Genomic DNA, 24,079 nt, shown 5'->3' with positions numbered 1-24,079 from the left:
TTTAAACCTCGTATGCCTTTTGTCTTAAAAAATGATCTGCTAAAACGACTCTTACCATTGATTCCACGACAACAACTGCACGCGGAAGAATGCATGGGTCATGACGTCCTTCTTTTGCATTTGCGCCAACTGTTGAAGTGGGCTTAAATGTTAAATCTAAGTTAATCATCTCACCATTACTTATTCCACCTTCAATTCCACCAAAATTTGCACTATCAAAGCTTACTTCTTGTCCACTCATATCGGCCATTTTCACACCTGCACCAAATGAGAATGCGACACAAGCTCCAATTGATAAAACAGCTTTTGCAAGATCTGCTTTCAGCTTATCAAAAGCAGGCTCCCCAAGACCGACTGGACAATTTTCAATATTAACGGAAATTCGACCACCAACAGAATCGCCCTTGGCCTTTAAATCAATCAAGTACTTTTCAATCTCTTGATCTTTACTAGGATCTCCAAAATTATAAGTTCCCAAATCTTGCGGAAAAGACTTAATTATATTTTCACATTCAAACGGCCCAAGCTTAGAAATAAAAGTATTAACTTTCACCTTAGGAAGAACCAAACTTGCAAAATAACCAGCAACAACACGTGCAACTGTTTCTCGCCCACTACTTCTTCCACCACCACGATGATCTCTAATTCCATACTTTAAATCATAAGTTCGATCAGCATGACCAGGCCTATAATTATCTTTTAATTTATCGTAATCCTTACTTCGTTGATTAGTATTTCGAATAATAACAGCGATTGGTGTTCCCAAAGTCTTATTTTCAAAAACACCTGAGAGAATCTCTGCCTTATCTGCTTCTTTACGGGCAGTCACTCCCTTTGAGCGACCAGGTGCTCTCTTATCAAGCATTGCCTGTAAATCTTCTAGATTAAAATCAAGACCACTTGGTACTCCATCAAGAACAACACCAAGTGCTGGGCCATGGGATTCACCAAAGGTAGTCATTGAAAACATTTTACCAAATATACTTCCGCGCATTATAACTCCTATCCCCTTATTATCACCTTAAATATACAAATATTCCAATCGCAGCTGCTAGGTAAATATGTTATTAATTATGAATGGAAAACTTAAAATACTTAAAAGATGTCATGAGCCTAGATAAAGTCATATTAGGCTTAAAACAAGCTAATAATGAAGAGTTAAAGCGTATTGAATTTCTTATTAAGCAAAAAGACAAGAAAGAAGAGGAAATTGCTCAACTACGTAATGATATCAAGCAAGCAAAAGAGCAGGTTACGGCCAGTGAAAAGTCGATTTTCGAAATAGAAAAAAAGCTAGAACAAAGTAGAGCAAATCTCAATGCTGTCACTAGTCAACAACAACAAGAAGAAGCATTAAGCGTAAGCATAAAAAAGCAAGAAGATGAGTTTGAAGGCTTACAAGATAAAACATTAGAGCTTCTAGAAATGATCGAAGAAAAAGAAGCTCTTCAAAAAGAGGCCATTGAGTTTATTACCGGTATCACAAATACAATTGATGAGATTCAAGCAGAGGTCGATCAAGGCAATAAGGCCAATGAAAGTAAAGTTTTAAGTTTGGAAAATCAAATTGAAGGACTTTTAAGTGAAGTACCTCCAGAAGCTGTGAAATTATATAAGATGGCCGCATCAAAACGGGCCCATGATGCTTGTACATTTCTTATTGGACAAAGTTGTGGCAGCTGTAAATTTACATATGCAGCAGGAGAAGTTGCTACTTTTAATAAAGGAATTGATCTGATTCTTTGCAAGGGATGCCAAAGGTTACTCCTTCCTGCACCCCTAAGAGATATTTAATAAAAATATTGTTCAAGCTTTCCGTAGATATCAAGTAAGTTGAAATATAATTTTTCTCTTCTACTAATATATTCTACGTATTTATTTTCAGTATTTATAAGGCGCTCTTCTGCACTTATCACGTTATCAAAGTCTGCTCGTCCCCTTGAATATAATTTATTATATTCTTTAACAGATAGTGTTGCTAACTTATGCCTTTTTAAAACTAAGTCGATTGTTTTATCAATTAATCGCATTGTATTTGTCAGGGCCTCAAGTTGATTCTTAGTTCTAACTCTAGCTAGTCTCTGTTGATACTCTGTATTCATACGATTAATTTTTGCTTGTTTTAATGAGTTCTCATCAGCACTAAAGCCAAGTGGAATAACTACCGTTAGTCCAACTTCTGTAGCATCATTATCAGAACCAAAAGTTCCATCACTAAAAACATTTCCGTTGTTTGCTGTGACAGTTGAATAGGCATTTGTCTTATAGGCACCCATTAATTCAATCGTTGGAAAAACTGAATTATCAAACTTTTCTACCGTCTTATTTAGAGACTCAAGTTTTTTGTTCAAAGCTTGTATTGTAAGGTTCGAGTCAATATTACCTTCTTCAATTGGATCTAACTTAGTTTTCTCAATACGATATAAGCTAATATCACTAAAGCGATGTCCTCTTTCGAGTTTACTTTCTAATGACTTTTTAAAAGTTTCTAATTGTGATTCCAATTCAGCATATTCTTCACTTACAGAGTTTACCTGTGCTTGTGCAGAATAGAGATCAACTCTCTCACGTAGTCCATCTCTTACCTGTTTTTGAACAAAGTTAAGTCTACGAACGGCCCTCTTCTTTGCTTCATCTTTTAGATTCAGTAATGTCTTTGTTTTTTTATAATCGAAATAACTTTCAATAAGTTCTAGTACATTTTGAGATCTTTGCGCATCAAATTCGTATTTTGTTGAATATACTTCCTGTGCAGCAATTTCTTTATCCATTTTGTCATTGCGGCCTAAGAAGTTCTTACCAAGATCTTGTGTATAACTTACTTCTTGATTATAACCTTCATATTCAGTGCCACCATTAAAGTCGATATAAGATCCAGTGATCGCAAACTTTCCACCATAGATATTTTCTTTCGATAATTCAGCTGCCGAAGTATAGGCCTTATATGTATTAATTAAATTTGGGTTATTAGGATTCGAAATAAGTTCTACGTTATTAAATTCATTCAACAAACTGAGGGTCCATGGTCTTTTATCATCACTTTGAAGTTCAAAATTAAGTTTTGCTAACTCAAAATTATATCCAGCTTGTTTGATCTCAGTAGAGTTTTTTAGATATTCTCTTACATAACTTTTAAGATTAGCACTGGCGTTTAATGATAGAATCGCCAATAAAATATATTTCATGTGGTCCCCACGTTATTACTTATCTTTATTACGAATGAAGTTAAAAAAAGTTTTACCAATTTATTCAACCCATGACTAGATACCGTGTAAGTCTTTGACATTCAGCGTGACATAGGGCATAAATCCAACAGAGTTAAGGAGACTATCGCTGGTTTATTATATTTCGGTATAATAGACGGGAGGAAAGTCCGGGCACCATACGGCAGCTTAGCGGGTAACGCCCGTCGGTCGCGAGACTAGGACAAGTGCAACAGAGAAGAAGTACAGGGGTTTGAACTCGATTGGGGTAGCTTCGGCCGGCCAATCAGTGACGAGATTTATCTCACCTGCTGTAGTGAAAATAGGTAAACTCTAGGCGGTGCAAGCTTGAATAGGTCAACTTATGGGGTAGCCGGCCCTTGTTGACGGGTTAAGCGCTCGAGCCAGTGGGTAACTACTGGCCTAGACGAATGATAGTCCAATACAGGACCCGGCTTATACCTTAACTCTATTTTTTACAAATGTGTCGTTTCGGCGACACATTTTTCATTTCAGGGGGAATAATGGAATATCCTAAACCAAAGAAAGTCTCGCATGAGACAAAGATCCACGACCAAATTCTAACTGATGATTATTTTTGGATGAGAAATCGCGAAAGTGACGATGATGTCATGAAGCTTCTCAATACAGAAAATGACCTTTTTAAAACATATCTAAAAAATAAAGGTAATTTGAAAGAAACAATCTTTGAAGAATTAAAGTCTCGTGAGCTTCAAACTTATGAAACTTGCCCTTATCCTCACGATGATTATGAATACTATGAACGCTATGAAGAAGGTAAAGACTACCCTATTCACTTACGTCGTCACTTAAAGTCTGGTGAAGTCCAAGTATGTTTAGATGAAAATGAATTGGCAAAAGGACACGACTTCTTAGACGTAGGAGCCTTTGATATCTCACCTTGCCACCGATATTTAATTTACACTGTTGATTATAATGGTGACGAACTATATGACTTATATATTCTTGATTTATCCACAAATAAGATCGTTCAAGAAGGACCAAAGAAGATTAGTTATTCACCATGCTGGTTTAATGACTCAAAGACTTATGCTTATATTGAAATGGATGAAAATCTTAGACCTTATAAAATCCATGTCACAGATATGGAAAACTCATTTGATAAAGTAGTCTACACTGAAGATTCAGGTGAATACTTCCTAAGCCTTGAAGAAACAATGGATCACCAATATATCCTAATCAATGTATCAGGATCTTCAAATAACAGTGTTCTTTATATGAAAGCTGATGCAAGTGATCTAAATCCAATTGAAATCTTTCCTAAAGAAGACAAAATTGAATATAGCGTTGAAAGTGATGGAGACGACTTCATTGTCCTTACAAATAAGTTTCATGAAAACTTTTCACTACTTAGAACTCCAATAATGACTCCTTCATATAAAGACGCAGAAGTAATTGTTGAAGGAACTAAAGAAAACTATCTAACAAACTTTAATACATTTAAAGATTTTATGGTCCTTCATTATCGCACAAAGGGACTTAATCGCTTTGCCACATTAAAAGATGAAAAGCGAATTGAGGCCAGCTTTCCTGAAGATGCCTACTTTGTAGGTGGTGGCGATAATGCAAACTATGAGACTAAGGTATTTCGATATGAATACAGCTCATTAACAACGCCCACTACAACATTTGACTATGACATAGAAAGCAGTGAATCAAAGAAGATTCATCAAAAAGAAGTTCCTGGTTTCGATCAATCTAAATACGAAGTTGAAAGAACTTTTGCTCCTTCTCATGATGGTGCCATGGTTCCAATGACTATTATTAAAGCGAAGACAACTAAGAAGGGTGATCCTAATAAATGCCTACTCTATGGATACGGCTCTTATTCGATGTCGATACATCCATGGTTTAATCGCAATATTATCTCACTTCTTGATCGTGGATTTGTCTATGCAATAGGACATATCAGAGGAAGTTCAACCCTAGGTCGTCACTGGTATGAAAACGGTAAATTTCTTCATAAGAAAAATACTTTTGAAGACTTCTATGCCTGTGGAAAATTTCTCATTAATGAAGGCTATACTGTTAAAGGTAAACTTGGAATCATGGGTGGTAGTGCAGGTGGAATGCTTGTAGGAGCAACAATAAATCTTGATAAAGAAAACCTCATCGGAGCTGCTGTTGCGGATGTACCATTTGTTGATGTTTTAAATACAATGCTTGATGACACACTACCTTTAACAAAACTTGAATACGAGGAATGGGGAAACCCAAATGATAAAGAATATTTCGACTATATGAAATCATATTGCCCTTATACGAATCTTGAAAAAAGAGAGTATCCTGCAGTTCTTGCAATAGGTGGGCTTAATGATCCTCGTGTTACTTATTGGGAACCTATGAAGTGGACTTATAAGCTTAGAGACCTTGCTACAGATTCACGAGTAAAACTTCTTTGGACAAATATGGAAGCAGGTCATGCAGGTGCATCAGGTCGATTTGAAGCCTTTAAAGAAGTCGCCGATATTTATACTTTTTTAATAAATGAATTAGAATAATTTTTCGAGGTCTTGGGGGGAAATCCCTAAGACCTTTGTCATCTTTGTCTTTTTTATCTCTTTTGACCAAATAAAACCGTTAATTTCATCACCATCTAAAATTAATTTCATATCACCTTCTCCTGATCCTGGACGAAGGCAATCTTCATTTGAATGAGGCTGCTTTGAATAATCAAAAACTCTAATCCAACCATCATCTTTTATTTCACGTATGATTGCGATATGACCACTGTCACCACTAATCGGTATAATATTTTTTCGCCAAAGAACGATATCTCCGATACAAAGCTCACTGAACTTCTGCTTAATTTTCTTAGATGATTCAATTGCATCAAAGAGTTCAAAAACACGATTAAATGGAAGATTGATCCCCTTATCTGTCAATTCTTCTTGAATGACACTCAGGCAATTAACTTTCATGATAACTTAGCTAGGGCCTTTGTTGTGGCCGTTGAAATATTTAATTTATCCGTAAGCTTATACTTTCTAAACTTACCACTAAAACGATCTTTAAATTCTTGTGTTGATAACTCTAGAATATAATTTGTAATCTTATACTTAGTGATGGCGGTCTTATATTTTTTCAATTTCTTATAAGATAGTTTTTTATCTAAATGAGGATATTGCATTAAGTTCTTATCTTCACTTTTTAAGATAAAAGTTGGACACTCAACTTGTCCAGCAAGCCATTCGTCATCAGACTTCTTATATCCTAAGATCGAATTATTCTCATTTACAATAATTCTTAAAAGCTCAAGTTCATAAGTCTTAGCAATTTTCTTAACAGGAATTTCTGGATACTCTAGTGGATCTTTAGTATTTCCTGCAATACATTTTTTCTTAACAGGACAACCAAGACAATTAGCACTTCTGGCCTGGCAGTAAATTCTACCAAGATCCATCAACGCTTCATTAATCTCACGGCCACCACATTTATTGATCTCTTTAAACTCACCTTCTTCAAACTTCTTTTTTAAAAGCTTTTGAAGCTTTGGTCCTTTCTTTCCTTGTATACCGTAAATTCGACTAACAACTCTTTCGATATTTGCATCTATTGCAAGTGCGTTCTTATTTTGTCCGATACTTAAGATTGCATTGGCCGTATACTCACCAATCCCAGTAATCGTAATTAGATCCTCATAATTACCTGGAATTTTCCCGTCGTAATTTTCAACTATATCAATGGCAGCTTTTCTTAAGTTGCGTGCACGTCGATAGTAGCCTAAACCTTTCCAAGCTACACAGATCTCTTCTTCTGAAGTTTTAGAAAGTGCATGGACATCGGGATATATTTTCAAGAATCTTTCAAAATGATTTTGAACAGTTCCAACAGTTGTTTGTTGCAACATAATTTCAGAGACTAATGTCTTATAGACAGTTCTATCTCTTCGCCATGGAAGGTCTATATAAGCGTCTTTTGACCATTCGAGTAATTTTTTAAACATGATTATTTGTAGCGATTTCTACTATTTTTGACAAGTTGCTTTTAAATTATCTGCTAATCTAAATAGATCTTCTGGATAAAATGGCTTCGTTCCAACGCCATGTACTTTTGCTCCGATATTACTTAGAAAATCAGTAAGTTCCCCATTTGCTTCATCAATGTCTGTTAATACAAAGAGATGTTTCGCATTTGAATTCTTTACCCAGCGAATAATTTTCTTTGTATTATTTCCACCTTTAGTTTGGCAAAGGTAGAGATCATTAGCAATTTCTTTAAGGGATGAATCAAAGGCCTTAATCGTTAATGGACAAGAATGTGATAGTCTTGAGACGAAGCTTCGACGATAACAAGTATCTCCGGACTTAGACCAATCAGCACGTCTTAAAGAAGCACTTGTATCAATCCATATTTCATATTTTGACTTTGGTTTCTCTTCAACTTTCTTTGCCTTTCCACAAAAGATATCAAAGTAGGCACCAGTACAGCGAATCATATTTGATTCAATTGTATTTTCAACTTCAACCTTTTTATTAACTTTTCCATATTCTTGATCAACATAATCGACAGCTTTATCATTTTGGATATAGCCTTTCTGAGGATCAAAACATCCTTCACCCATTGGAACACAATTTTCTTTTTCGTTTTGAGCTACTTTTCTATAATTGATTATTTTTGAATCTAATAACGTCGTCTTATTAGATGCCGCAGGAGAGATGAAGACGAATTCTACCGTATCAGGCAAGGAGAGCACTGACTGGGTAAGTAAGAATGCGAGAGTTAATCTCTTAAGCAATCATTCCCCTTTGTCTGAAATAACGAAATAAATCATTTCCTAAATCAACAATTAAATCACGAGCATCAATATCTAAGCTTAAAAAATCTGCTACATAAGCTTTTTGTCTTGGCGTTAGCTCTGCCATTCTTTGCTTTAGCATATCTTCATTACTTGTATCGGCCATAAATGGCATCGTTCTCGTTTTACCACCAACTTTTACTCTAGCATTGGCATTCATTTGAGCATTACCAGTTGAACCAGTTTTTAATGTATCAACAAGAGCATCTTCAAAACTTCCAGTAGGTACTTCTTCTCCCCTTGGTTGTTCCGGTGCTGATTGAGCTTGTGCTGCTGGTTGCTCTATCTTTTCATCACCCTTATAGAACTTAACAAGTCTAATGAAGTGATCTGTAAAATGCTCTTCGACAAAATCAATCATTTCATGAAGTGGAATCTCAAGCTCCGCAGTTATTTTTGCTACTACTTGAGGGTTTATCTCCGTTGTCTTCATTGATAGAAAGCGTGAAATCGTTGAAACACCAAGCCCAGTTGCTTCGGCCAACTCTTTTTGAGTCATTGGGCCACGAACCTGCATGTATTTCCTAATAATCCCTAGGTAATCATCTAGTTTGTCTTTGTTAAATTCCGACATGAAATTCTCCTTGCAATTTGAAACACCATGCAAGTGCCTGATATTTCGATTACGTGCAATTGAGGTCCTAAAAAAAATCACCTCAAAAGTCCTTAATATCATTATCGGATTTAATTTTTATTTCTTGATGCAATTTTATTGCTTGACGCAATTAGTCAATTACCGCTATTATTGCATTGTGGATGAACAAATCCACTAATTAAGCAAGGCTTGGGGGGATCACATGGCCACATTAACAAACTTCATTATGCCAGAGAAACTATCAGACTTCACAAATGGACAATTTGAAGTGATTGAAAATGAGGTAGTAAAATCAAGTGATTTAAGTAACTTAACCGTATCTGGTTCTCTCTTCTCTCAAACTACTTTTGTCGCTGTTCACTTCAAGTCTTGCACTTTTTTTGGGTCAAAAATAAAACAGTGCAAATTTATCAACTGTGTATTTGAAAATTGCACCTTCGAATTTTCACATATTGAAGATTGCAATTTTGAAAGTAGCAGACTTGTTGGGAATACATGGAAGTATTCCACTTTAAAAGGCTCAAGTATTGAGGAATGTGAATTTGATCTTGTAACTTTTAAGGTCATTAAAGATGGAGACCGCAATCAATACGATATTTTTGAAGAAACACAGGATATCGAAGAAATAAAAGAAGAAGTTGAAGCAGTTTTAAGCTTTGAACAAGCATTAACATCTTCACCGAAGCAATGGGGGACAAATCTCATTAACTTCATTAAATCAGCAGCATAAGTTTTAAATTTAATATTTAGCTGGCAATGGTGTTTATATCTAAAGTCTCAAGGAAAATACGGCCAGCCGCAAATCTAAATTGAGACGACATATCACAACCGAGTATAAAACAGAGGATGTTTTAGCGTAGGTAATCTCGCAACTAATAATTGCTCTTCGGCCAACTCTCTCTCATAGGTGTTGGCCTTCTTTTTTTATTTAGAGCTTTCTGTAAAAGCAACCAATTGATTCTTTATTGCGCATCGAAGACTTTACGATCATCGTCGATACCTCAATAGCATTTCTTAAACCAATTAAGCTATCATCTAATTTACAACTACGATAAAAGCGTGAAACTTCATCGTTAATTTCATTAAACATTGCAACCGCTCTTTTAAGACGATTAGTTGTTCTTGAAAGTCCAACATAATTCCACATGGTAAGCTTCAGAGTCATCCAATCTTGCTGGACAAGGGCCTTATCAATTGAAGCATATTCTTCACGCCAATCTTTTATTTGTAAATGAGAATATAAATCTTCATTTTTAACAGTCTCTTTAATATCCATGGCCGCAAGGTATCCCCATGTTAGGCCTTCTAAAAGAGAAGTTGATGCTAGTCGGTTTGCACCATGTAGACCTGAGCAAGAAACTTCTCCAACTGCATATAAGTTTTTAATTGAAGTTTGTCCCTTCATATCGATCTTTACCCCACCACATGTATAGTGAGCGGCAGGAACAACAGGAATTGGCTCATTTGTCATATCAACACCGTGTTCAAGACAGTGCTTATAAATCGTTGGAAAACGCTCTTTAATCCAAGTATCTTCTTTGTGTGAGATATCCAGGTAAACACATTCATGGCGTGTCTCAATTGTCTCTTCCATGATAGAGCGGGCCACAACATCACGTGGTGCTAGCTCCATTTCAGGATGATACTTCCCCATGAATCTTTCGCCATTACAATTAACCAGAATTCCACCTTCCCCTCTTACTGCTTCAGATACTAAGAAACGTCCATGAGAAGAAGAGTCATAAAAAGTTGTGGGATGAAATTGAATAAATTCCATATCAATAATATCGGCTCCAGCTCTCTTTGCCATTGCGATACCATCACCTCGACTAGCTCCAGAGTTAGAGTGATGTAAATATAAAGCCCCAACTCCACCTGTTGCTAATACAGTCTTCTTTGCCATGGCCTTTACTACGTTACCTTTTTCTTGATTTAAAAGGTAAGCACCTAAGATTTTTCTTTCTTCATATCTTTGAGAGATGGTAATTCCATGATGGGATGCTGTAATAAGATCAATTGCAGTATGAGCCTCCAAAAATCTTACCGTTGGATATCGCTCATTATCTTTTAAAAGGTTTAGAAGACTTATTTGGATTTCTTTTCCAGTATAATCTCCACGGTAGAGTATTCTTTCAATAGAATGGGCGGCTTCTTTTGTGTATTTTAGATTATTCTCACAATCTTTTTCAAAGTTAACCTTGGCCATTTCTAATAGCAGCTCATCAATTGCATTCTTTCCATGTTCTTGAAGGGTTGCGATGGCAAGTGGGTTTGATGTATTTGAGGAAGCTATTTGAATATCATCAAATAAAGCTTGATCATCACCTTTTGGATAGATTATTCCACCTTGGGCCCAAAATGTATTTGATACCTGTGGGTCTCTGGCACGAGTAACAATACCGACTTTTAAATGCTCTCCTGCAAGCTTTGCAGCTGTTGCAAGGCCAGCAATTCCACAACCTAGAATAAGTACATCAAAATCGTAATTGTCCAAATTTAGCCCCTACTATATTTAAGAGAGAGATCAACTGCAGGAGCATCGTAAGTAAGTGCACCAATGCTTATTGCATCCACTCCTTCAATTAGATAATTTTCAAGAGTATTTAATCTCACTCCACCAGATACTTCAAAAGTAACATCCGAAGGTTTTTCTTTTACTGCCTCTCTAATTTCATCTGGAGAGAAGTTATCAAGCATAATATGTTTTACGCCTTCATTAAGCGCTAACTTAAGTTCAGAAAGATCATGAATCTCAACTTCGATAGGAGTATAGAAAGAATTCTTTGACTTAAAAAAGTCGATGGCCTCTTTTACACCACCAAAGAAAGACTTATGATTATCTTTAACCATCCACATATCACTTTGACCAAATCGATGATTATTACCACCACCTGTTACAACAGCGTATTTCTCAAGAGCACGATAACCTGGAAGAGTTTTTCTTGTATCAAGAATCTTTACGCCACTACCTTTTGCCATGACAGCAAATTTATTCGTATATGTTGCTATTGATGAGGCCCTCTGAATTAAGTTTAAGGCAATCCTCTCCCCTGTTAGAGCGATAGAAAATGGAAGAGTGAAATGAATTTCGGCCATCTCATCTTTTTGATACTGACGTCCTTCATATTTTTTAAAATCTTCATATTTTAAATTAGCTCCAAGATAATTGAATGACTCTACAAAGTAAGGAAGGCCACATAGAATTATGTCATCTTTAATTTTTAAGCGACACTGTACTTCATCACTTGGAAGCGATTGAATATAATTAAGATTACGTGATAAATCATCTTCTTTAAAATAGTCCGCGATAGATTCTTGCAATGCTTTGTTTATAAGTAGATTTGTCATAATTAACTCCGTAGAAATAATTTCTACCATTTTCATTTTAGAAAAAAAACTCTCAAAAGATGAGTTTCAGCTGATATTTAGAGATTTCTTCCATATAAAGCTGCAATGCGTTTCAATATTATCTTTCTAGCTGCATTTCTCTTTATCAATCCACTAACTAATCAATTTAATTACAGGAAATACCGCCCTGCGCCCAAAATTAAGCTTCCAAGCAAAATAAAGAAGTCATTTAAAGAAAAGAAGAATTTCTACTTCTATCGCTCAGTTATAACTGGTCAGAAATGGGGCCTTGATAAAAAATTAAAAAAGCGGCTGTCACATTTAAATCTTATGCACTTGATGACACCATCCGGACTTCATCTCTCTTCTTTATTTCTAATTTTCTTTTTAATCAGAAGGAGGTTTAAGAGACCAACTCAATTCATAGAGCTTGTGATGTGTTTTATCTTTTATTTCTTTCTACCAGGATATTACTCTTTTCGAAGAGTTGCCCTATTAAGAAGTTTCTTTATTTTAAATGATATTAGAAAAACAAATTATACGAAAATGCAGATATTCATCTTTTTTCTTATAACGGATTTTCTTTTCGGAACATACCGCTTTGGCCATCTTTCTTTTTACTTAAGTACATTATTTCTAGCATTAATTTTTTCAATTAAAGACTTTCGAGTATATAAGATGTACTTACTCTTTTTTGTTGCTCAACTTTTTATCGCCCATAAGTTCTCGGGTGTTATTTATCCCGCATCAGTAATTCTCTCTCCTCTTTTAACAAGTCTATTCACTTTGGTTTATCCCATTCTATTTTTGAATCTCTTCTTCATTAAAATATGGAATTATTCAGAGGTATTAATAATAATCTATACAAAACTCGTTGAATTCTGTTTTGATATTGCAAATAGTATAGGATTTATCCATGTAAACTTCTTAATCTTAATTGGTATAATAATTTACACAAGAAAATCTAAAAATTTTTCATTGGCCCTAATTACTATTGGACTAATTAGTGATTTCCCAAGAGACGGGCTTCAAATCATTCTCAATGAGATAGGCATTGGCCTTTGAAAATGGTTTTGAGCCAAAGAAGCCGCGATAAGAAGAAAGAGGAGATGGGTGAACAGATTTAAGGACTAAGTGCTTAGACTCATCAATATTCTTGCCCTTCTTTTGTGCAGGAGAGCCCCAAAGAATAAAGACTACATTTTCACATTGCTCATTAATCACTTCAATAATTTTGGCAGTAAACTTCTCCCACCCTTTTTTTTGATGAGATCCTGCCTGTGCTTTTCTAACACTTAAACAATTATTAAGTAGCAGAACGCCTTCCTTTGCCCATTCTTCAAGAAATCCATGTTCAGGTACCTCGACTCCTAGATCTTCATTTAATTCTTTGTAGATATTTCTAAGAGAAGGTGGAATTTTTACACCTTTATTTACAGAAAAGCTTAAACCATGGGCCTGCCCTTCACCGTGATATGGATCCTGACCAAGAATAACGACTTTAACTTTTTCTAGAGGAGTTAAATTTAATGCTGAAAAGAACTCTTCTCTTTTAGGAAAGATTTCACCATCTTCTGAATTTAAAAATTCAGAAAGTTCACGCATATAATCTTTTTGGAATTCGTCTTTAAGGTAAGTTAGCCAGCTCTTATCATTTAAGAATTCAATCATAAGAGCTGGCCTTTATTTTAATAACTTAGAAGTTTATTAAGTTGTTCGTATACGTCTGAAACTTGTGGAAGAATATAATCTTCTGAAGTTGGACAATATGCAACGTGAGAGTCTTTTGCAGCAACACGAAGGATTGGAGCATCAAGTGCTTCAAAACATTCTTCGTTAACACATGCAGCGATTTCACCAGCAAAGCCTGAAGTTTTCGTTTCTTCGTGACAAATAAGAAGACGATTAGTTTTTTCAAGTGACTTCTTAATTGAATCCATATCAAATGGAGCAAGTGTTCTAAGGTCAATAACCTCAATCGTCTTACCAGTTTCAGATTCGACTTTCTTAGCGGCATCAATTGATTTTTGAACTAATGCACCCCAAGCAACAACAGTTGCGTCCGCTCCTTCTTTTGCGACACGGGCCTTACCAAATGGAATCATATATTCTTCACCTGGATCAGCAGTACGATTATAACCTTGGTAGTAAAGGTGCTTATGCTCTAGGAACATAACAGGATCATCTGATCTAATAGCAGTTCTTAAAAGACCAGCAGCGTCTGCCGCATTAGATGGGAAGACAACTCTAATACCTGGAACGTGAGTGAATAGAGACTCTCCACATTGTGAGTGATAAATCGATCCACCTCTTAGGTATCCACCGATTGGAACACGCACAACCATTGGACACTTAAAGTCTCCACCTGAACGGTAGCGAGTCGTCGCCATCTCATTCTTAAGTTGCATATAAGCAGTCCAGATATAATCGAAGAATTGAATTTCAACAACAGGCTTAAGACCTCTCATTGCCATACCAATTGCACGACCGATGATATTTGCTTCTGCTAGTGGTGAGTTAAATACTTGTCCTTCTAAAGATGCTCTTTGAACACCTGAAGATACCTTAAATACACCACCTTTACCTTTTAGTTCTGGATCTTTTAATTTTTCTAGATCAGAGAAATCGGCAACGTCTTCTCCAAACATTCTTAGAAGTGGGTTCTTAGAAAACTCAGAGCGAAGAACAGCATTAATTGCTGATGCCATTGGAATATCTGTTTTTCCTTCAAATGAACCTTCAGTTTCAAAATCCGATGAAGTTGGATCAACATCGTGAGAATATAAGTGATCAAGTGCAGATTCAGGAGCTGGCCATTCAGTATCAACAGCTTCTTTCATTGCACGTCTTACATCAATCGTTACTTCTTCAAGAAGATCGTTAACTTCTTTCTCAGTCATTACACCAAGCTCAATAAGAGTCTTTGGGTAAGAGTTAAATACGTCGATTTGCTTTTCTTCAGCAAGCTCATCTTTTGTACGATACATTGACTGATCATCAGAAAGAGAGTGTGAGTATGGACGAGTTACATGAGAGTGAAGAAGAACTGGCGCCTTTCCTTCTCTAATATGCTTTGCTGCTTTTTCAGCGGCCTTATAAGATTCAATAGGACAATTACCGTCACATTCAATAATCTTTAAACCAGGAAATTCATCTAGAGCTTTAGAGATTGATCCACCTGGAGTTTGCTTAGAAGTAATTGTTGAAATGGCATAACCATTATCTTCAACGTGGAAAAGAACAGGAAGTTTATTAGCACAAGCTGTTGTTAGACCTTCCCAGAACTCACCTTGAGCAATCGTTCCATCACCACATGAAGTATAAACAACTTCAGCATCTTCAACTAAGAATTTTGATGTATCGTAATTATGCTTTTCTTTTAATTCTTTAAGAGCAAGTCCTGCTTCAGCAACACCACATGCCTGTAGAAATTGAGTTCCAGTACATGAAGACTTTTGAACGATATTTAGTTTTACATTCCCCCAGTGAGCTGGCATCTGTCGGCCATGAGTTGCTGTATCTCCGATGTTACCATTTGCTTGGCAAAGCATTTCATATGGAGTTACACCAAGACCTGTACATAGTGCTCTATCTCGGTAGTAAGGAATAAACCAATCGTGAGCTGGCTTTAGAACTTTTGCAAGAGCTGTTAAAACACCTTCGTGTCCCGCTCCAGAGATTTGGAAGAAAGCTGTTGATTGTTTCTTCATTGTGATCTCAGCATCGTCTAGCTTTCTTGAAACGAAAACATTACGAAGCATCCAAGTTAGATCCTCTTTTGAAAGATTGTACTTTTTAATAATCTCTTTTTTCTTATCTAATTTGTTAGATCCCACAGTTGATCCTTTTGCAGTTTTATCAAGCATTTAACGCCCCTTTTTAAGTGGGGCTAGCTTACCAATTTTAGTGCAAAAGGTGCACATGCTGTGCATTAAAATAGAATATAAGTTTTGACAAATTTCAGGTATTTAGAAGATTAACTTTAAAAACCACTAGAGATTCCTAGCACATATCGGCGATCGACCTGTCCTCTGAAGTCTGAATCTGTTGTATCAACAGCATAAGTTGAGAGATCAAACTCCATTTTTCGCGTTCTAATCCCAATTCCTCCGGAACCAAAACCGTCACCGTAACCTAAACGGAAATAGAAAATACGACGTAAATCAAACTCTAAACCAAGTCCAAGTTTTCTAATAGTGTCGACATTCGAGTACTCACCTAGCGCATCTTTATAATTTAATTCCATGTGAACACGCATCGTTCTACCTATTTGAGGTGTAAGAGAAAGTCCTAAGTCAAAAGTTTGTTTGATATCAACTGGTGCTGCTGGACCTCCGGTCTGCTCAAAACTTGTACCACCTGTATTATGTGAAGTGATGGCAAGAGTTGGGAGAAATGTGTATGGAAGAGTTAAGCGAAAACCAGTAGTAAAAAATAACATTTTACCTTGGTTGTAGGCCGTATCAGGTAGATCTAGTGCAACCGCTGGATCAGCTGTCCCGATTGCTTCCTTTCTAAATAAATAAGTTGCGGTAGCACCTATTTTTACGATTCCACCAAAGAGTGAAAAGTTAAAAGCTGCGTATGGACCGTGATCAGTTCTTTGTGCATATTCAAATTGGTCACCAGCTTGATCACCAATAAAAGCTCGTTGTTGAACAGCATAGACATATCCCATAGAGAAATAGCGAGTTGAGAAGTTTGGCATCATTTGGAAACGACTATGTGAAACTGTTCCCTTATTTTGATTGAGAAGTTTTCTTGCACCCTCAAGCGATAGTGCATCAAAAATATCACCGGCGTTACCAGTTACATCTCCACCAAAGAGAGTCTCCATCCAGCCCTTATTGGTTTCAAATTGAAAATTTGAAAGGTGGAAGTGTTTTCCACGATATGTTCCAAGACCTGCTGGGTTATAGAAAGCAGCGGATGCATCATCTACTTTTGCAATAAATGCATTTCCCATGGCAAGGGCACGAGATGAAGTGACAATCTCTGGAAAGACAGCATCCTCAAATTGTATTGCATAAATACTTGAGTGAATTAATAGGAGTAATAAAATCAACTTCTTCACGGAGTTAATTTTACCTTAAGAAGACCTTAATATTAACTCGTGGCACAAGATGCCGACATAAACAAAAAAGGCCCGTAAAAACGGGCCCTTATATCGAAAAATATCTATCGATTCTCATTTCAATAGCTTTCCCATTGCTCCTGAGGCAACAAAGCCTGCATAAATGCAGGCTTGTTGAATATATTTCTTTATTTCATTGCAATGGGAGCTAGCGTAGCGTCCAATAGACTGGCCTTAGCCAGTCAATGACGCTAGCGCTTCTTTCTACCTGGAAAACGGTGTCCTACGTGACCTAGGAACTTCCCTTGGATATTCTTAATTGATTCAATTCTTGATTCTGCAAGGATATCAGTAGCTTGATAAACTGGAATATCTTGTTCTTCAGAAATTTCGAAAATCTTCATAGTTGTATCATAGATTGTATCAACCATTCTGATTGCCTTATCTTCTGACCAACCTTCAAATTCAATTGAAACGTTCATTAGACCACCAGCATTGATTAGGTAATCTGGAGCGTATAGGATTCCTTTTTCTTTAAGGATTTTTCCGTGACGATTTTCTGCAAGTTGGTTATTTGCAGCACCAGCAACGATCTTACAATTTAGACGCTCAATCGTTTCATCATTGATAGTTGCACCAAGTGCACATGGAGCATAGATATCCATCTTCACATCGTAGATTTCATCAATTCCTACAACCTTTGCATTTGGAACTTTTTCTTTGAAAAGTTCAAGGTTCTTTTCATTGATATCACAAACGTAAACTTCTGCACCTTCATTGTATAAGTACTCACCTAGGTAGCGACCAACTGATCCAGCACCTTGAAGCGCAACAACTTTACCTTTTGGTGAACGGTCTCCGTAAACTTTCATACAAGCTGCTTCGATACCTCTGAAAACACCGCGAGCTGTCCATGGAGAAGGGTTACCTGAACCACCATGAATTTCAGCAACACCTGCTACATTATTTGTTTCAGTAAATACGTGCTCAATATCATCAACACCAATATTTACATCTTCTGCTGTAATATAACGTCCATTTAAAGACTCTAGGAAACGTCCGTATGAACGGAAAAGAGCTTCTGACTTATCCTTTTCTGGATCACCAATAATTACGGCCTTTCCACCACCAAGGTTTAGACCAGAAACAGCTGCTTTATAAGTCATCCCTTTTGAAAGTCTTAATACATCATTGATTGCTTCTTCTTCTGAATTATATGGCCACATTCTAGTTCCACCAAGAGCTGGTCCTAAAACTGTGTTATGAATCGCAACGATTGCCTTTAGGTTACAACTTGGGTCACTGAAAAAGATAACTTCTTCGTGTCCATCTTTGTATAGTCTCTCAAAACTAGGCATGCTTAATCTCCTTAATTGATTGCAATAATTACCCGAAATTTCATGGCAATTTAAATTGCTTAAAATAGTGCTACAATAGTGAAAAGAACAATAAACTTTCAAGGATAAAAACTGTATGCACAAAGCGTCACTAATCGATGAGAATGGGCAAAGTACTGAATTTACGATCGATGAAAATCAAAGTATCTTTGACGCACTTCAAGATCAAGGCAAGACTTTACCTCATGGATGCTTGAGTGGCTCTTGTGGCTCATGTCGTATACAGATCATTGAGGGTAAAGAAAACATGAAAAAACCAGGTATCATTGAGCAAAACACAATTGATGCAATAGCTGGTGAGCATCCAGAAGTTGAAGAAGGTAAAATTAGAATGGCCTGTCGAGCTAAGGTTCTAGGTGATATTAAATTTTCTTCTCTAAAATAAGTTGAATTAAAGCACGAAAGTGCTTAATACGATCAAAGTCCCAAGACTTATTTCCATCTTTATAAAAATCTAATCGTTCTTGATCTAAGACAGTAATCAGATGATCAACATCATTAACGATAATATATTGTTCATCCTTAAAAAGAGCAGATTGAATATCCACCATTCCATCATTTCGACCGACACGATTATAAATATAATTACGGCTTGATTCTAAAAGAGACTCTCGTCCATCTTGAGCATCAATAAAGGTAATGAATTGTAAAAAATTAACATCGCCTAGAGCCTTCATGACTTCTTCTCGATGCTCATTCATATACTTTTTTCTTTCGGCCGTACCTACAGACTGCATTCCACTAATGTCACCACCAAGAAGGTAGAAGGCCCAGCCAATTAACGTTTTCGTCACTGTTCCATCAATAAAGTAATCAGCAAGAACTGATCCACGAAACGGAGATTGCATTGTCACCCAACCCACTACGCGATCTTTCACTTCTGGATGGTTTATTAAAACTTCTAGAAATTCAAGACCACCTTTAGAGTGACTTATAATAAGTAGTGGCCCTTTAATCTTATCTAACTTTGATTTAATGAAGCGTGCATTCTCTTTAACCGGTGCCTCTGATTCCACAATAATTCTTTTAAAAGGAATCTTGTGCTCTTCTAATAACTCCATATAATCACTAAAGTAATCACCTACAAAATAGGATAGGTTTAAAATTTGACCTGATTTCTTTATTGCTGATTGAGATAGAATTCCTGGTAAGAAAACGACTGTAAGCTCTCTTAGCTTTGCAATTTCTTTTTTAGATAATTTTGGTTTTGATTGATAGAGACTCTTATAATGAGTTGTTTTATTTAAGGCCCAGACAACTTCTGTCCTAAAGACAGAAGTTATCAGAGTAAATATAAGAACTAAGCTAAACCTTTTGATGTTAATAATGCTGCCCTCTTCTTGCGGCGAATTTTGGCGTTAATATCATCTAGAGAATCAACGGCCATATCCCATGCTGTATAAATTTGTTTCTTCTTATTGGCCCTCAGGTCACCGGCAACATAGAAATTTTCAATATTCGTTTCACCTTTTTCATTGCCTAGAACGTAGCCACGTTCATCAACTTCTGCGCCAATGGCCTTTGCTAATTCATTATAAACGATAGTCCCGAGGGAAACAAAAGAAAACGCTGACTCTAAAGTTCGCCCACTTGCAAATTTATAACCTTGAACCTGTCCTTCTTTACGATCTCCAAGTACATCCACAATTTTTTCCGTGAAAACTTCAATATTATAAGCTTTGATTAGAGTTTTAACTTCATCGCTAAAGTCAGGAGTCTCTCCATTTGTAAGGATCGACATCGAAGGAGTGTTGTACCTCTCCTTGAGCATCACAGCAACCCACACGGCCCCTGAAGTGTGCCCTATAATCGATGTGTGCTTATCATAGACATGGTGTCCATCACATCTTAAGCAGTAGTCTACTGTTTGTGCATTAGCAAAAGGAAGAATTGGTTTAATGCTGTCGTTAAAATGAGGCTGAACATCCATGATCCCAGTACAAAGGACCACATAGCTTGCTTCATACTCACTTCCATCACTATCAATGAGCTTAAAAGAGCCATCATCATTTTTTGTGACCTCTGTGACACCTTTTCCTTTTACGAAAGTGAGATTATCTTTAAATTCAGACTCTTGAATCCACTCAAGAGTTTCCTTATTAGGTTCTTCGATCCCTTTTTTATACTTATGTGTACCAGGCATATTCTCAACCTTATAGACCCACTTCTCACGTGAACGCTTCTTATCGCGAGGAGAACCTGGAAACATCACAACTTTATCGTTATTTAATACACCTCTTAGTGTGGCCATCATTCCTGCGGCCCCGCCACCAATTACTGCAATATCAAATTTTTCGCTAGACATAATTTTCTCCATCTATGTTTCTCAATAAGTATAGACTAACAAAAAGAGGGAATCTAATAGATTCCCTCTATATAAAGATATATTAACTATATGATGAAATTAGATAGTTACTTTACTGGAATATCGACAAGATCCTCACCTGAGTCGACTGCTTCTTTGGCTTCTTTCTTAGAGAAGAAATGCTTTTCACCATCGACATCTTTGATTTTGACCTGCTTGATCTCATAATCAAAAACTTCAATTAGTTCAAAACTATAACCTTCCCAGATAATAATCTGACCAGATTCAGGGAAGTTATTACCAAGCATATCAAGTAGGAAACCTGCTAGAGTTGAATAATTATCATTAAGTGGAATCTTAATATCATAGTCATGATCAAGATCTCTTAAGTTAGTGGCCCCATCAATATCCACACCGTCGATAAGATCATTTTGTTCGTATTCTTTTGTAATCTGATCGATATCATCATCGTGCTCATCTTGGATTTCTCCAAGTATCTCTTCAATAATATCTTCAAGAGTAATAATACCAACGATTAAACCGTTCTCATCTTTAACAAGTGCCATGTGAACTTTCTTGCGATTCATATGATCAAATACGGCCTGTATCTTCATATGCTCGTAGACAAAGAATGGCTCTCTTAAGTGTTCAGATAATGTGAAATTATCGCGCTGATCCTTCTTGATGAATGCAAGTTCCTTAACGTGAAGGAAGCCTTCAATATTATCAACTTCACCATCACATACTGGATAACGAGAGTGAATCGATTCCTCAATTTCACTAATAACTTCTTTGTAAGAGCTACTAACTTGAATTGTTTTGATTTCCCTACGAGGAATCATAATATCCTTAACCTTAATCTTAGGAAACTCTAAGATCGAGTTAAAAAGATCAATTTGCTTGTGATCAATCGTATTTTCTTTTTCTGCTTTTTGAATCATAAACTCAAGATCATCTTTTGTTACAATTCGACCTGTAAGTTGAGCATTTTCACCAAGAACAGTATGGATTAACCACACCATAATCTTAATCACAGGATAAAGAAGATAGTAGAAAATTTGAAGAACTCGAATTACGAAAAAAGACATACTTTCAGCGTGTGTACGAGCAAAAGTTTTTGGAATAATTTCACCAAAGATTAAAATGATAAACGTCGTGGCACCAACAGCAATTCCTATGGCATCATCGGCAAAGAGACGAGTTGCTAGAACTGTTGTAAGAGATGAAGCAAAAATATTAACGACGTTATTCCCTACAAGAATCGTTGTAAGAATCTCACTTGGACGATCAATCATAAATGCAATGGCACGTCCCTTTGCTCCACCTTCTTGAATAAGCTGGCTTGCTCGGTCATGAGGAATTGATAGCAACACGGCTTCAGAGCCAGAGAAAAAACCTGAGCCAATAAAGCAAACGATTAGTGAGACAATTTCAAGGCTACTAACATCAGTCATTGCCTTGTCCTAGTTTAAACGAAATGGAGTTGGAGTTTTTTAAGAAACAACAATAAAGCGGAGGTTCTATAAAATGTATCCTTGTTACGGGCATAGAGAGATTATCTCACCCTGTTCAATAGTTAATATTTTATCAGTATTCCTGATGTGATTCAATACATCATAACTCTATAAATTTCAAGGATATAGGTTTATTTCTTCACTAGTGATGATCTAGCTGCTCACCCTTGAAGTCGTGATCCGAGTACACAATTCGGTCATTCATCTCGTGATTAAAGTCATATATCTCACTGATATTACTGACTTTTCTAAAGATCGTCTGGCACTTATAGCAGATAACCACAGGCGGAAGACGCTTAAAAAGAGCGAAGTCAAAAATATATAAAATAATAAAAGGGGCCACTGAATATGGAGCATATTGAGTTGTGGCCATATAAAGTGTTAAGAGAGCGGCAATTACAAATAGGGTTACACCCACTTTTCGATTAAAGTCTTTTTGCTTATAAAAGTCTTTACGCTTGCAACAAGGACAGTCTTTTAAGATGCCTTTTTCGTGATCTTCGTTCATATGAACTTCAGTTTTTGTATGACAGATCTGACATTCAACTTCACTTACATCCTTATTTGGATGAAATGAAACCCCTGAGCCACATTCTTTACAAGTTAAAGTAATTTCCATCATAGTAGTAATCCATATGTATAAAATAAATAAATTGCAATAATTTCACCAATGAAGATAAAAATCGTCATGGCATAGAAAACACCTGTAGCACTTTGTGTACTTCTCATGCAAACAAGTTTCCAACCAAATATACTCATTGCAAAGATAACTAGGTATCCCCAGATATCACGCATAATAACCATTAACCAATTAAAGGCATAACCGCCGCCAAGTTGTGTCCCTTCTGTTAAATAAGGCCCAAGCTTTGTGTGTTCAACGGCCGTCCAAATAAGTTTAATCCCAATGAGTGCCCACATCGCCAGAGTGGCCCTTTTAAGAGGAAGCTCTGAAAGCTTTGGCGTTACAAGATACCAGTGACCTAAAATCATAGCATATGTAATTGCACCTAAGTAATAGACTGACGAAGCGACATATAAGTAATTTAATAAATTCTTTTCTTGAAATAAATAAAGAACAATAAAGCCTAAAAGAGTTGGGATAGCATAAAGAATCCATAGTGCCGTATTCTTCTCATCATAGTGATTGTGTAATTGATGATGAAAGAGGATTGAAATCGTACTTATATAAATAAGAATTGCTTCAAGATCAGTTGCACTGTGACCCGTTATTATATGAGTGATAGCTGCAAAGAATAAACTAACTAAACATGTTGTCGAAAGAAGCTTTTGAAAACCCCCACCAGTCATCTTTGAGTTCGCAACAGGTGCAAAAGCAAATACTCCAAAGCCTGCGGCCAAGAAAAAGTACTTTGCGATTTCAAATGTATTACTCATTATATTTACTCTCTCGTAAGAAATGTTCTACTAAGCGCATAATTATTGTTTTATTTGCATCTGGAATATTAAGCTCTTCTACCTCATTTTGAGCGTTTTCAAAAGATATCTTTTGCGCAATAAGGTTCATACTTTCAATATAATCAGTAACATAGACATAGAGAAAGACACTTCGATCGGGGTACTTGAAGCTTAGATGGGTAAAAAGGCAAATTTTATTTAATTCACAGCCTACCTCTTCTAAAAATTCTCGACGAGCAGCCTCCTCACATGACTCACCATCTTCAATCTTGCCTCCAGGAAATTCAAACTTTCCATCCAGTGGGCCATCTTCTTGGCGTTTTTGTCCAAAGAGAACAATTCCATCTTCTTCTATGCGATAAGGTATAACTATTGATATTTCCATAA

Annotated in this window: 23 protein-coding genes and 1 other RNA gene; 6 read left to right on the top strand and 18 right to left on the bottom strand. The window is 36.3% G+C overall.

All coding sequences use genetic code 11. The features are described from left to right. Position 1: 1 nt before the first annotated feature. Positions 2 to 994, bottom strand: a complete 993-nt coding sequence (gene aroC, locus ACMAZI_RS02390) for a chorismate synthase (RefSeq protein WP_412473861.1) — start codon at positions 992 to 994, stop codon at positions 2 to 4. Positions 995 to 1,077: 83 nt separating this feature from the next. Here aroC and ACMAZI_RS02385 point away from each other — a divergent pair, with 83 nt between their 5' ends. Next, positions 1,078 to 1,794, top strand: a complete 717-nt coding sequence (locus ACMAZI_RS02385) for a zinc ribbon domain-containing protein (protein ID WP_412473862.1) — start codon at positions 1,078 to 1,080, stop codon at positions 1,792 to 1,794. On the opposite strand, the gene ACMAZI_RS02380 is transcribed toward ACMAZI_RS02385, so the two are convergent. Further along, positions 1,791 to 3,185 carry a TolC family protein gene (locus ACMAZI_RS02380; protein ID WP_412473863.1) on the bottom strand — a complete coding sequence of 465 codons (1,395 nt, stop codon included), beginning with the start codon at positions 3,183 to 3,185 and terminating at the stop codon, positions 1,791 to 1,793. The two genes, ACMAZI_RS02385 and ACMAZI_RS02380, sit on opposite strands and share 4 nt — an antisense overlap. 129 nt (positions 3,186 to 3,314) lie before the next feature. Between ACMAZI_RS02380 and rnpB the strand changes: the two genes are divergently transcribed. Next, positions 3,315 to 3,678: RNase P RNA component class A (rnpB, locus tag ACMAZI_RS02375), an RNA gene on the top strand. A 49-nt stretch (positions 3,679 to 3,727) separates the two neighbouring features. Continuing rightward, positions 3,728 to 5,746 (top strand): S9 family peptidase, encoded by a 2,019-nt coding sequence (locus ACMAZI_RS02370; protein WP_412473864.1) that lies wholly within the window; start codon positions 3,728 to 3,730, stop codon positions 5,744 to 5,746. On the opposite strand, the gene ACMAZI_RS02365 is transcribed toward ACMAZI_RS02370, so the two are convergent. The 4 genes from ACMAZI_RS02365 to ACMAZI_RS02350 are packed head-to-tail and all read right to left on the bottom strand — an operon-like array spanning position 5,738 to position 8,617. Next, positions 5,738 to 6,166 carry a hypothetical protein gene (locus ACMAZI_RS02365; protein ID WP_412473865.1) on the bottom strand — a complete coding sequence of 143 codons (429 nt, stop codon included), beginning with the start codon at positions 6,164 to 6,166 and terminating at the stop codon, positions 5,738 to 5,740. The two genes, ACMAZI_RS02370 and ACMAZI_RS02365, sit on opposite strands and share 9 nt — an antisense overlap. Next, complete coding sequence (locus ACMAZI_RS02360) at positions 6,163 to 7,191, bottom strand: A/G-specific adenine glycosylase (RefSeq protein WP_412473866.1); 1,029 nt, start codon at positions 7,189 to 7,191, stop codon at positions 6,163 to 6,165. Before ACMAZI_RS02360 ends, ACMAZI_RS02365 begins: the two co-directional genes overlap by 4 nt. Before the next feature lie 21 nt (positions 7,192 to 7,212). Further along, a complete protein-coding gene (locus ACMAZI_RS02355) occupies positions 7,213 to 7,983 on the bottom strand; it encodes a hypothetical protein (protein ID WP_412473867.1) in 771 nt (256 codons plus the stop codon). Beyond that, the gene (locus tag ACMAZI_RS02350) at positions 7,976 to 8,617 is read right to left on the bottom strand and encodes a helix-turn-helix domain-containing protein (RefSeq protein ID WP_412473868.1); all 642 of its coding nucleotides are present in this window, start codon (positions 8,615 to 8,617) and stop codon (positions 7,976 to 7,978) included. Before ACMAZI_RS02350 ends, ACMAZI_RS02355 begins: the two co-directional genes overlap by 8 nt. Positions 8,618 to 8,840: 223 nt before the next feature. Here ACMAZI_RS02350 and ACMAZI_RS02345 point away from each other — a divergent pair, with 223 nt between their 5' ends. Then, on the top strand, positions 8,841 to 9,368 hold the full coding sequence (locus tag ACMAZI_RS02345) for a pentapeptide repeat-containing protein (protein ID WP_334677895.1): 528 nt from the start codon (positions 8,841 to 8,843) through the stop codon (positions 9,366 to 9,368). 198 nt (positions 9,369 to 9,566) lie between these two features. Here the strand turns inward: ACMAZI_RS02345 and nadB are convergent, their stop codons facing one another. Next, entirely contained in the window at positions 9,567 to 11,132 is a 1,566-nt protein-coding gene (gene nadB, locus ACMAZI_RS02340; RefSeq protein WP_114705790.1) for an L-aspartate oxidase, read from the bottom strand. Positions 11,133 to 11,134: 2 nt separating this feature from the next. Beyond that, on the bottom strand, positions 11,135 to 11,986 hold the full coding sequence (nadC, locus tag ACMAZI_RS02335; protein ID WP_412473869.1) for a carboxylating nicotinate-nucleotide diphosphorylase: 852 nt from the start codon (positions 11,984 to 11,986) through the stop codon (positions 11,135 to 11,137). A gap of 105 nt (positions 11,987 to 12,091) precedes the next feature. On the opposite strand from nadC, the gene ACMAZI_RS02330 reads away from it, so the two are divergent. Beyond that, positions 12,092 to 13,051 (top strand): ComEC/Rec2 family competence protein, encoded by a 960-nt coding sequence (locus tag ACMAZI_RS02330; protein ID WP_412473870.1) that lies wholly within the window; start codon positions 12,092 to 12,094, stop codon positions 13,049 to 13,051. Here the strand turns inward: ACMAZI_RS02330 and ung are convergent. The 4 genes from ung to ACMAZI_RS02310 form a co-directional block, all read right to left on the bottom strand. Continuing rightward, entirely contained in the window at positions 12,986 to 13,657 is a 672-nt protein-coding gene (gene ung / locus ACMAZI_RS02325) for a uracil-DNA glycosylase (protein WP_114705793.1), read from the bottom strand. The two genes, ACMAZI_RS02330 and ung, sit on opposite strands and share 66 nt — an antisense overlap. Before the next feature lie 17 nt (positions 13,658 to 13,674). Beyond that, complete coding sequence (locus ACMAZI_RS02320; RefSeq protein WP_412473871.1) at positions 13,675 to 15,852, bottom strand: thiamine pyrophosphate-dependent enzyme; 2,178 nt, start codon at positions 15,850 to 15,852, stop codon at positions 13,675 to 13,677. A gap of 116 nt (positions 15,853 to 15,968) precedes the next feature. Continuing rightward, positions 15,969 to 17,060, bottom strand: a complete 1,092-nt coding sequence (locus ACMAZI_RS02315; RefSeq protein WP_412473872.1) for a hypothetical protein — start codon at positions 17,058 to 17,060, stop codon at positions 15,969 to 15,971. A 251-nt stretch (positions 17,061 to 17,311) separates the two neighbouring features. Next, positions 17,312 to 18,418: a Glu/Leu/Phe/Val dehydrogenase dimerization domain-containing protein gene (locus tag ACMAZI_RS02310; RefSeq protein ID WP_114705796.1), complete on the bottom strand. Its 1,107-nt coding sequence runs from the start codon at positions 18,416 to 18,418 to the stop codon at positions 17,312 to 17,314. A 115-nt stretch (positions 18,419 to 18,533) separates the two neighbouring features. Here ACMAZI_RS02310 and ACMAZI_RS02305 point away from each other — a divergent pair, with 115 nt between their 5' ends. Further along, the gene (locus ACMAZI_RS02305; protein ID WP_114705797.1) at positions 18,534 to 18,842 is read left to right on the top strand and encodes a 2Fe-2S iron-sulfur cluster binding domain-containing protein; all 309 of its coding nucleotides are present in this window, start codon (positions 18,534 to 18,536) and stop codon (positions 18,840 to 18,842) included. On the opposite strand, the gene ACMAZI_RS02300 is transcribed toward ACMAZI_RS02305, so the two are convergent. From ACMAZI_RS02300 to ACMAZI_RS02275, 6 genes are all read right to left on the bottom strand, one after another. Further along, positions 18,820 to 19,518 (bottom strand): hypothetical protein, encoded by a 699-nt coding sequence (locus ACMAZI_RS02300; RefSeq protein WP_334677893.1) that lies wholly within the window; start codon positions 19,516 to 19,518, stop codon positions 18,820 to 18,822. The two genes, ACMAZI_RS02305 and ACMAZI_RS02300, sit on opposite strands and share 23 nt — an antisense overlap. Before the next feature lie 239 nt (positions 19,519 to 19,757). Continuing rightward, positions 19,758 to 20,762: an NAD(P)/FAD-dependent oxidoreductase gene (locus ACMAZI_RS02295; RefSeq protein WP_233500233.1), complete on the bottom strand. Its 1,005-nt coding sequence runs from the start codon at positions 20,760 to 20,762 to the stop codon at positions 19,758 to 19,760. 107 nt (positions 20,763 to 20,869) lie between these two features. Continuing rightward, positions 20,870 to 22,216, bottom strand: coding sequence for a hemolysin family protein (locus ACMAZI_RS02290; RefSeq protein ID WP_114705800.1), 1,347 nt, complete (start codon positions 22,214 to 22,216; stop codon positions 20,870 to 20,872). A gap of 202 nt (positions 22,217 to 22,418) precedes the next feature. After that, complete coding sequence (locus tag ACMAZI_RS02285) at positions 22,419 to 22,898, bottom strand: hypothetical protein (protein WP_120405548.1); 480 nt, start codon at positions 22,896 to 22,898, stop codon at positions 22,419 to 22,421. Continuing rightward, complete coding sequence (locus ACMAZI_RS02280) at positions 22,895 to 23,671, bottom strand: hypothetical protein (protein WP_114705802.1); 777 nt, start codon at positions 23,669 to 23,671, stop codon at positions 22,895 to 22,897. Before ACMAZI_RS02280 ends, ACMAZI_RS02285 begins: the two co-directional genes overlap by 4 nt. Continuing rightward, complete coding sequence (locus tag ACMAZI_RS02275; protein ID WP_412473873.1) at positions 23,664 to 24,077, bottom strand: NUDIX domain-containing protein; 414 nt, start codon at positions 24,075 to 24,077, stop codon at positions 23,664 to 23,666. The genes ACMAZI_RS02280 and ACMAZI_RS02275 overlap by 8 nt, the downstream gene beginning before the upstream one ends. Between the last annotated feature and the right edge of the window lie 2 nt (positions 24,078 to 24,079).

The sequence above is a fragment of the Halobacteriovorax sp. YZS-3-1 genome (genome assembly GCF_047084945.1).
GTDB lineage: Bacteria > Bdellovibrionota > Bacteriovoracia > Bacteriovoracales > Bacteriovoracaceae > Halobacteriovorax_A > Halobacteriovorax_A vibrionivorans.
This window is presented reverse-complemented; position numbering and strand designations above follow the sequence as displayed.

What these genes read in the sequence shown, in the direction of transcription:
- ACMAZI_RS02385 (WP_412473862.1), top strand. Translation starts at nt 1,078, where the DNA reads ATGGAAAACTTAAAATACTTAAAAGATGTCATGAGCCTAGATAAAGTC.
- ACMAZI_RS02295 (WP_233500233.1), bottom strand. Translation starts at nt 20,762, where the DNA reads ATGTCTAGCGAAAAATTTGATATTGCAGTAATTGGTGGCGGGGCCGCA.
- ACMAZI_RS02330 (WP_412473870.1), top strand. Translation starts at nt 12,092, where the DNA reads ATGCGTTTCAATATTATCTTTCTAGCTGCATTTCTCTTTATCAATCCA.
- aroC (WP_412473861.1), bottom strand. Translation starts at nt 994, where the DNA reads ATGCGCGGAAGTATATTTGGTAAAATGTTTTCAATGACTACCTTTGGT.
- ACMAZI_RS02365 (WP_412473865.1), bottom strand. Translation starts at nt 6,166, where the DNA reads ATGAAAGTTAATTGCCTGAGTGTCATTCAAGAAGAATTGACAGATAAG.
- ACMAZI_RS02275 (WP_412473873.1), bottom strand. Translation starts at nt 24,077, where the DNA reads ATGGAAATATCAATAGTTATACCTTATCGCATAGAAGAAGATGGAATT.
- ACMAZI_RS02305 (WP_114705797.1), top strand. Translation starts at nt 18,534, where the DNA reads ATGCACAAAGCGTCACTAATCGATGAGAATGGGCAAAGTACTGAATTT.
- ACMAZI_RS02350 (WP_412473868.1), bottom strand. Translation starts at nt 8,617, where the DNA reads ATGTCGGAATTTAACAAAGACAAACTAGATGATTACCTAGGGATTATT.
- ung (WP_114705793.1), bottom strand. Translation starts at nt 13,657, where the DNA reads ATGATTGAATTCTTAAATGATAAGAGCTGGCTAACTTACCTTAAAGAC.
- nadC (WP_412473869.1), bottom strand. Translation starts at nt 11,986, where the DNA reads ATGACAAATCTACTTATAAACAAAGCATTGCAAGAATCTATCGCGGAC.
- ACMAZI_RS02280 (WP_114705802.1), bottom strand. Translation starts at nt 23,671, where the DNA reads ATGAGTAATACATTTGAAATCGCAAAGTACTTTTTCTTGGCCGCAGGC.
- ACMAZI_RS02300 (WP_334677893.1), bottom strand. Translation starts at nt 19,518, where the DNA reads ATGGAGTTATTAGAAGAGCACAAGATTCCTTTTAAAAGAATTATTGTG.
- ACMAZI_RS02345 (WP_334677895.1), top strand. Translation starts at nt 8,841, where the DNA reads ATGGCCACATTAACAAACTTCATTATGCCAGAGAAACTATCAGACTTC.
- ACMAZI_RS02310 (WP_114705796.1), bottom strand. Translation starts at nt 18,418, where the DNA reads ATGCCTAGTTTTGAGAGACTATACAAAGATGGACACGAAGAAGTTATC.
- ACMAZI_RS02320 (WP_412473871.1), bottom strand. Translation starts at nt 15,852, where the DNA reads ATGCTTGATAAAACTGCAAAAGGATCAACTGTGGGATCTAACAAATTA.
- ACMAZI_RS02290 (WP_114705800.1), bottom strand. Translation starts at nt 22,216, where the DNA reads ATGACTGATGTTAGTAGCCTTGAAATTGTCTCACTAATCGTTTGCTTT.
- ACMAZI_RS02370 (WP_412473864.1), top strand. Translation starts at nt 3,728, where the DNA reads ATGGAATATCCTAAACCAAAGAAAGTCTCGCATGAGACAAAGATCCAC.
- ACMAZI_RS02285 (WP_120405548.1), bottom strand. Translation starts at nt 22,898, where the DNA reads ATGATGGAAATTACTTTAACTTGTAAAGAATGTGGCTCAGGGGTTTCA.
- ACMAZI_RS02380 (WP_412473863.1), bottom strand. Translation starts at nt 3,185, where the DNA reads ATGAAATATATTTTATTGGCGATTCTATCATTAAACGCCAGTGCTAAT.
- ACMAZI_RS02360 (WP_412473866.1), bottom strand. Translation starts at nt 7,191, where the DNA reads ATGTTTAAAAAATTACTCGAATGGTCAAAAGACGCTTATATAGACCTT.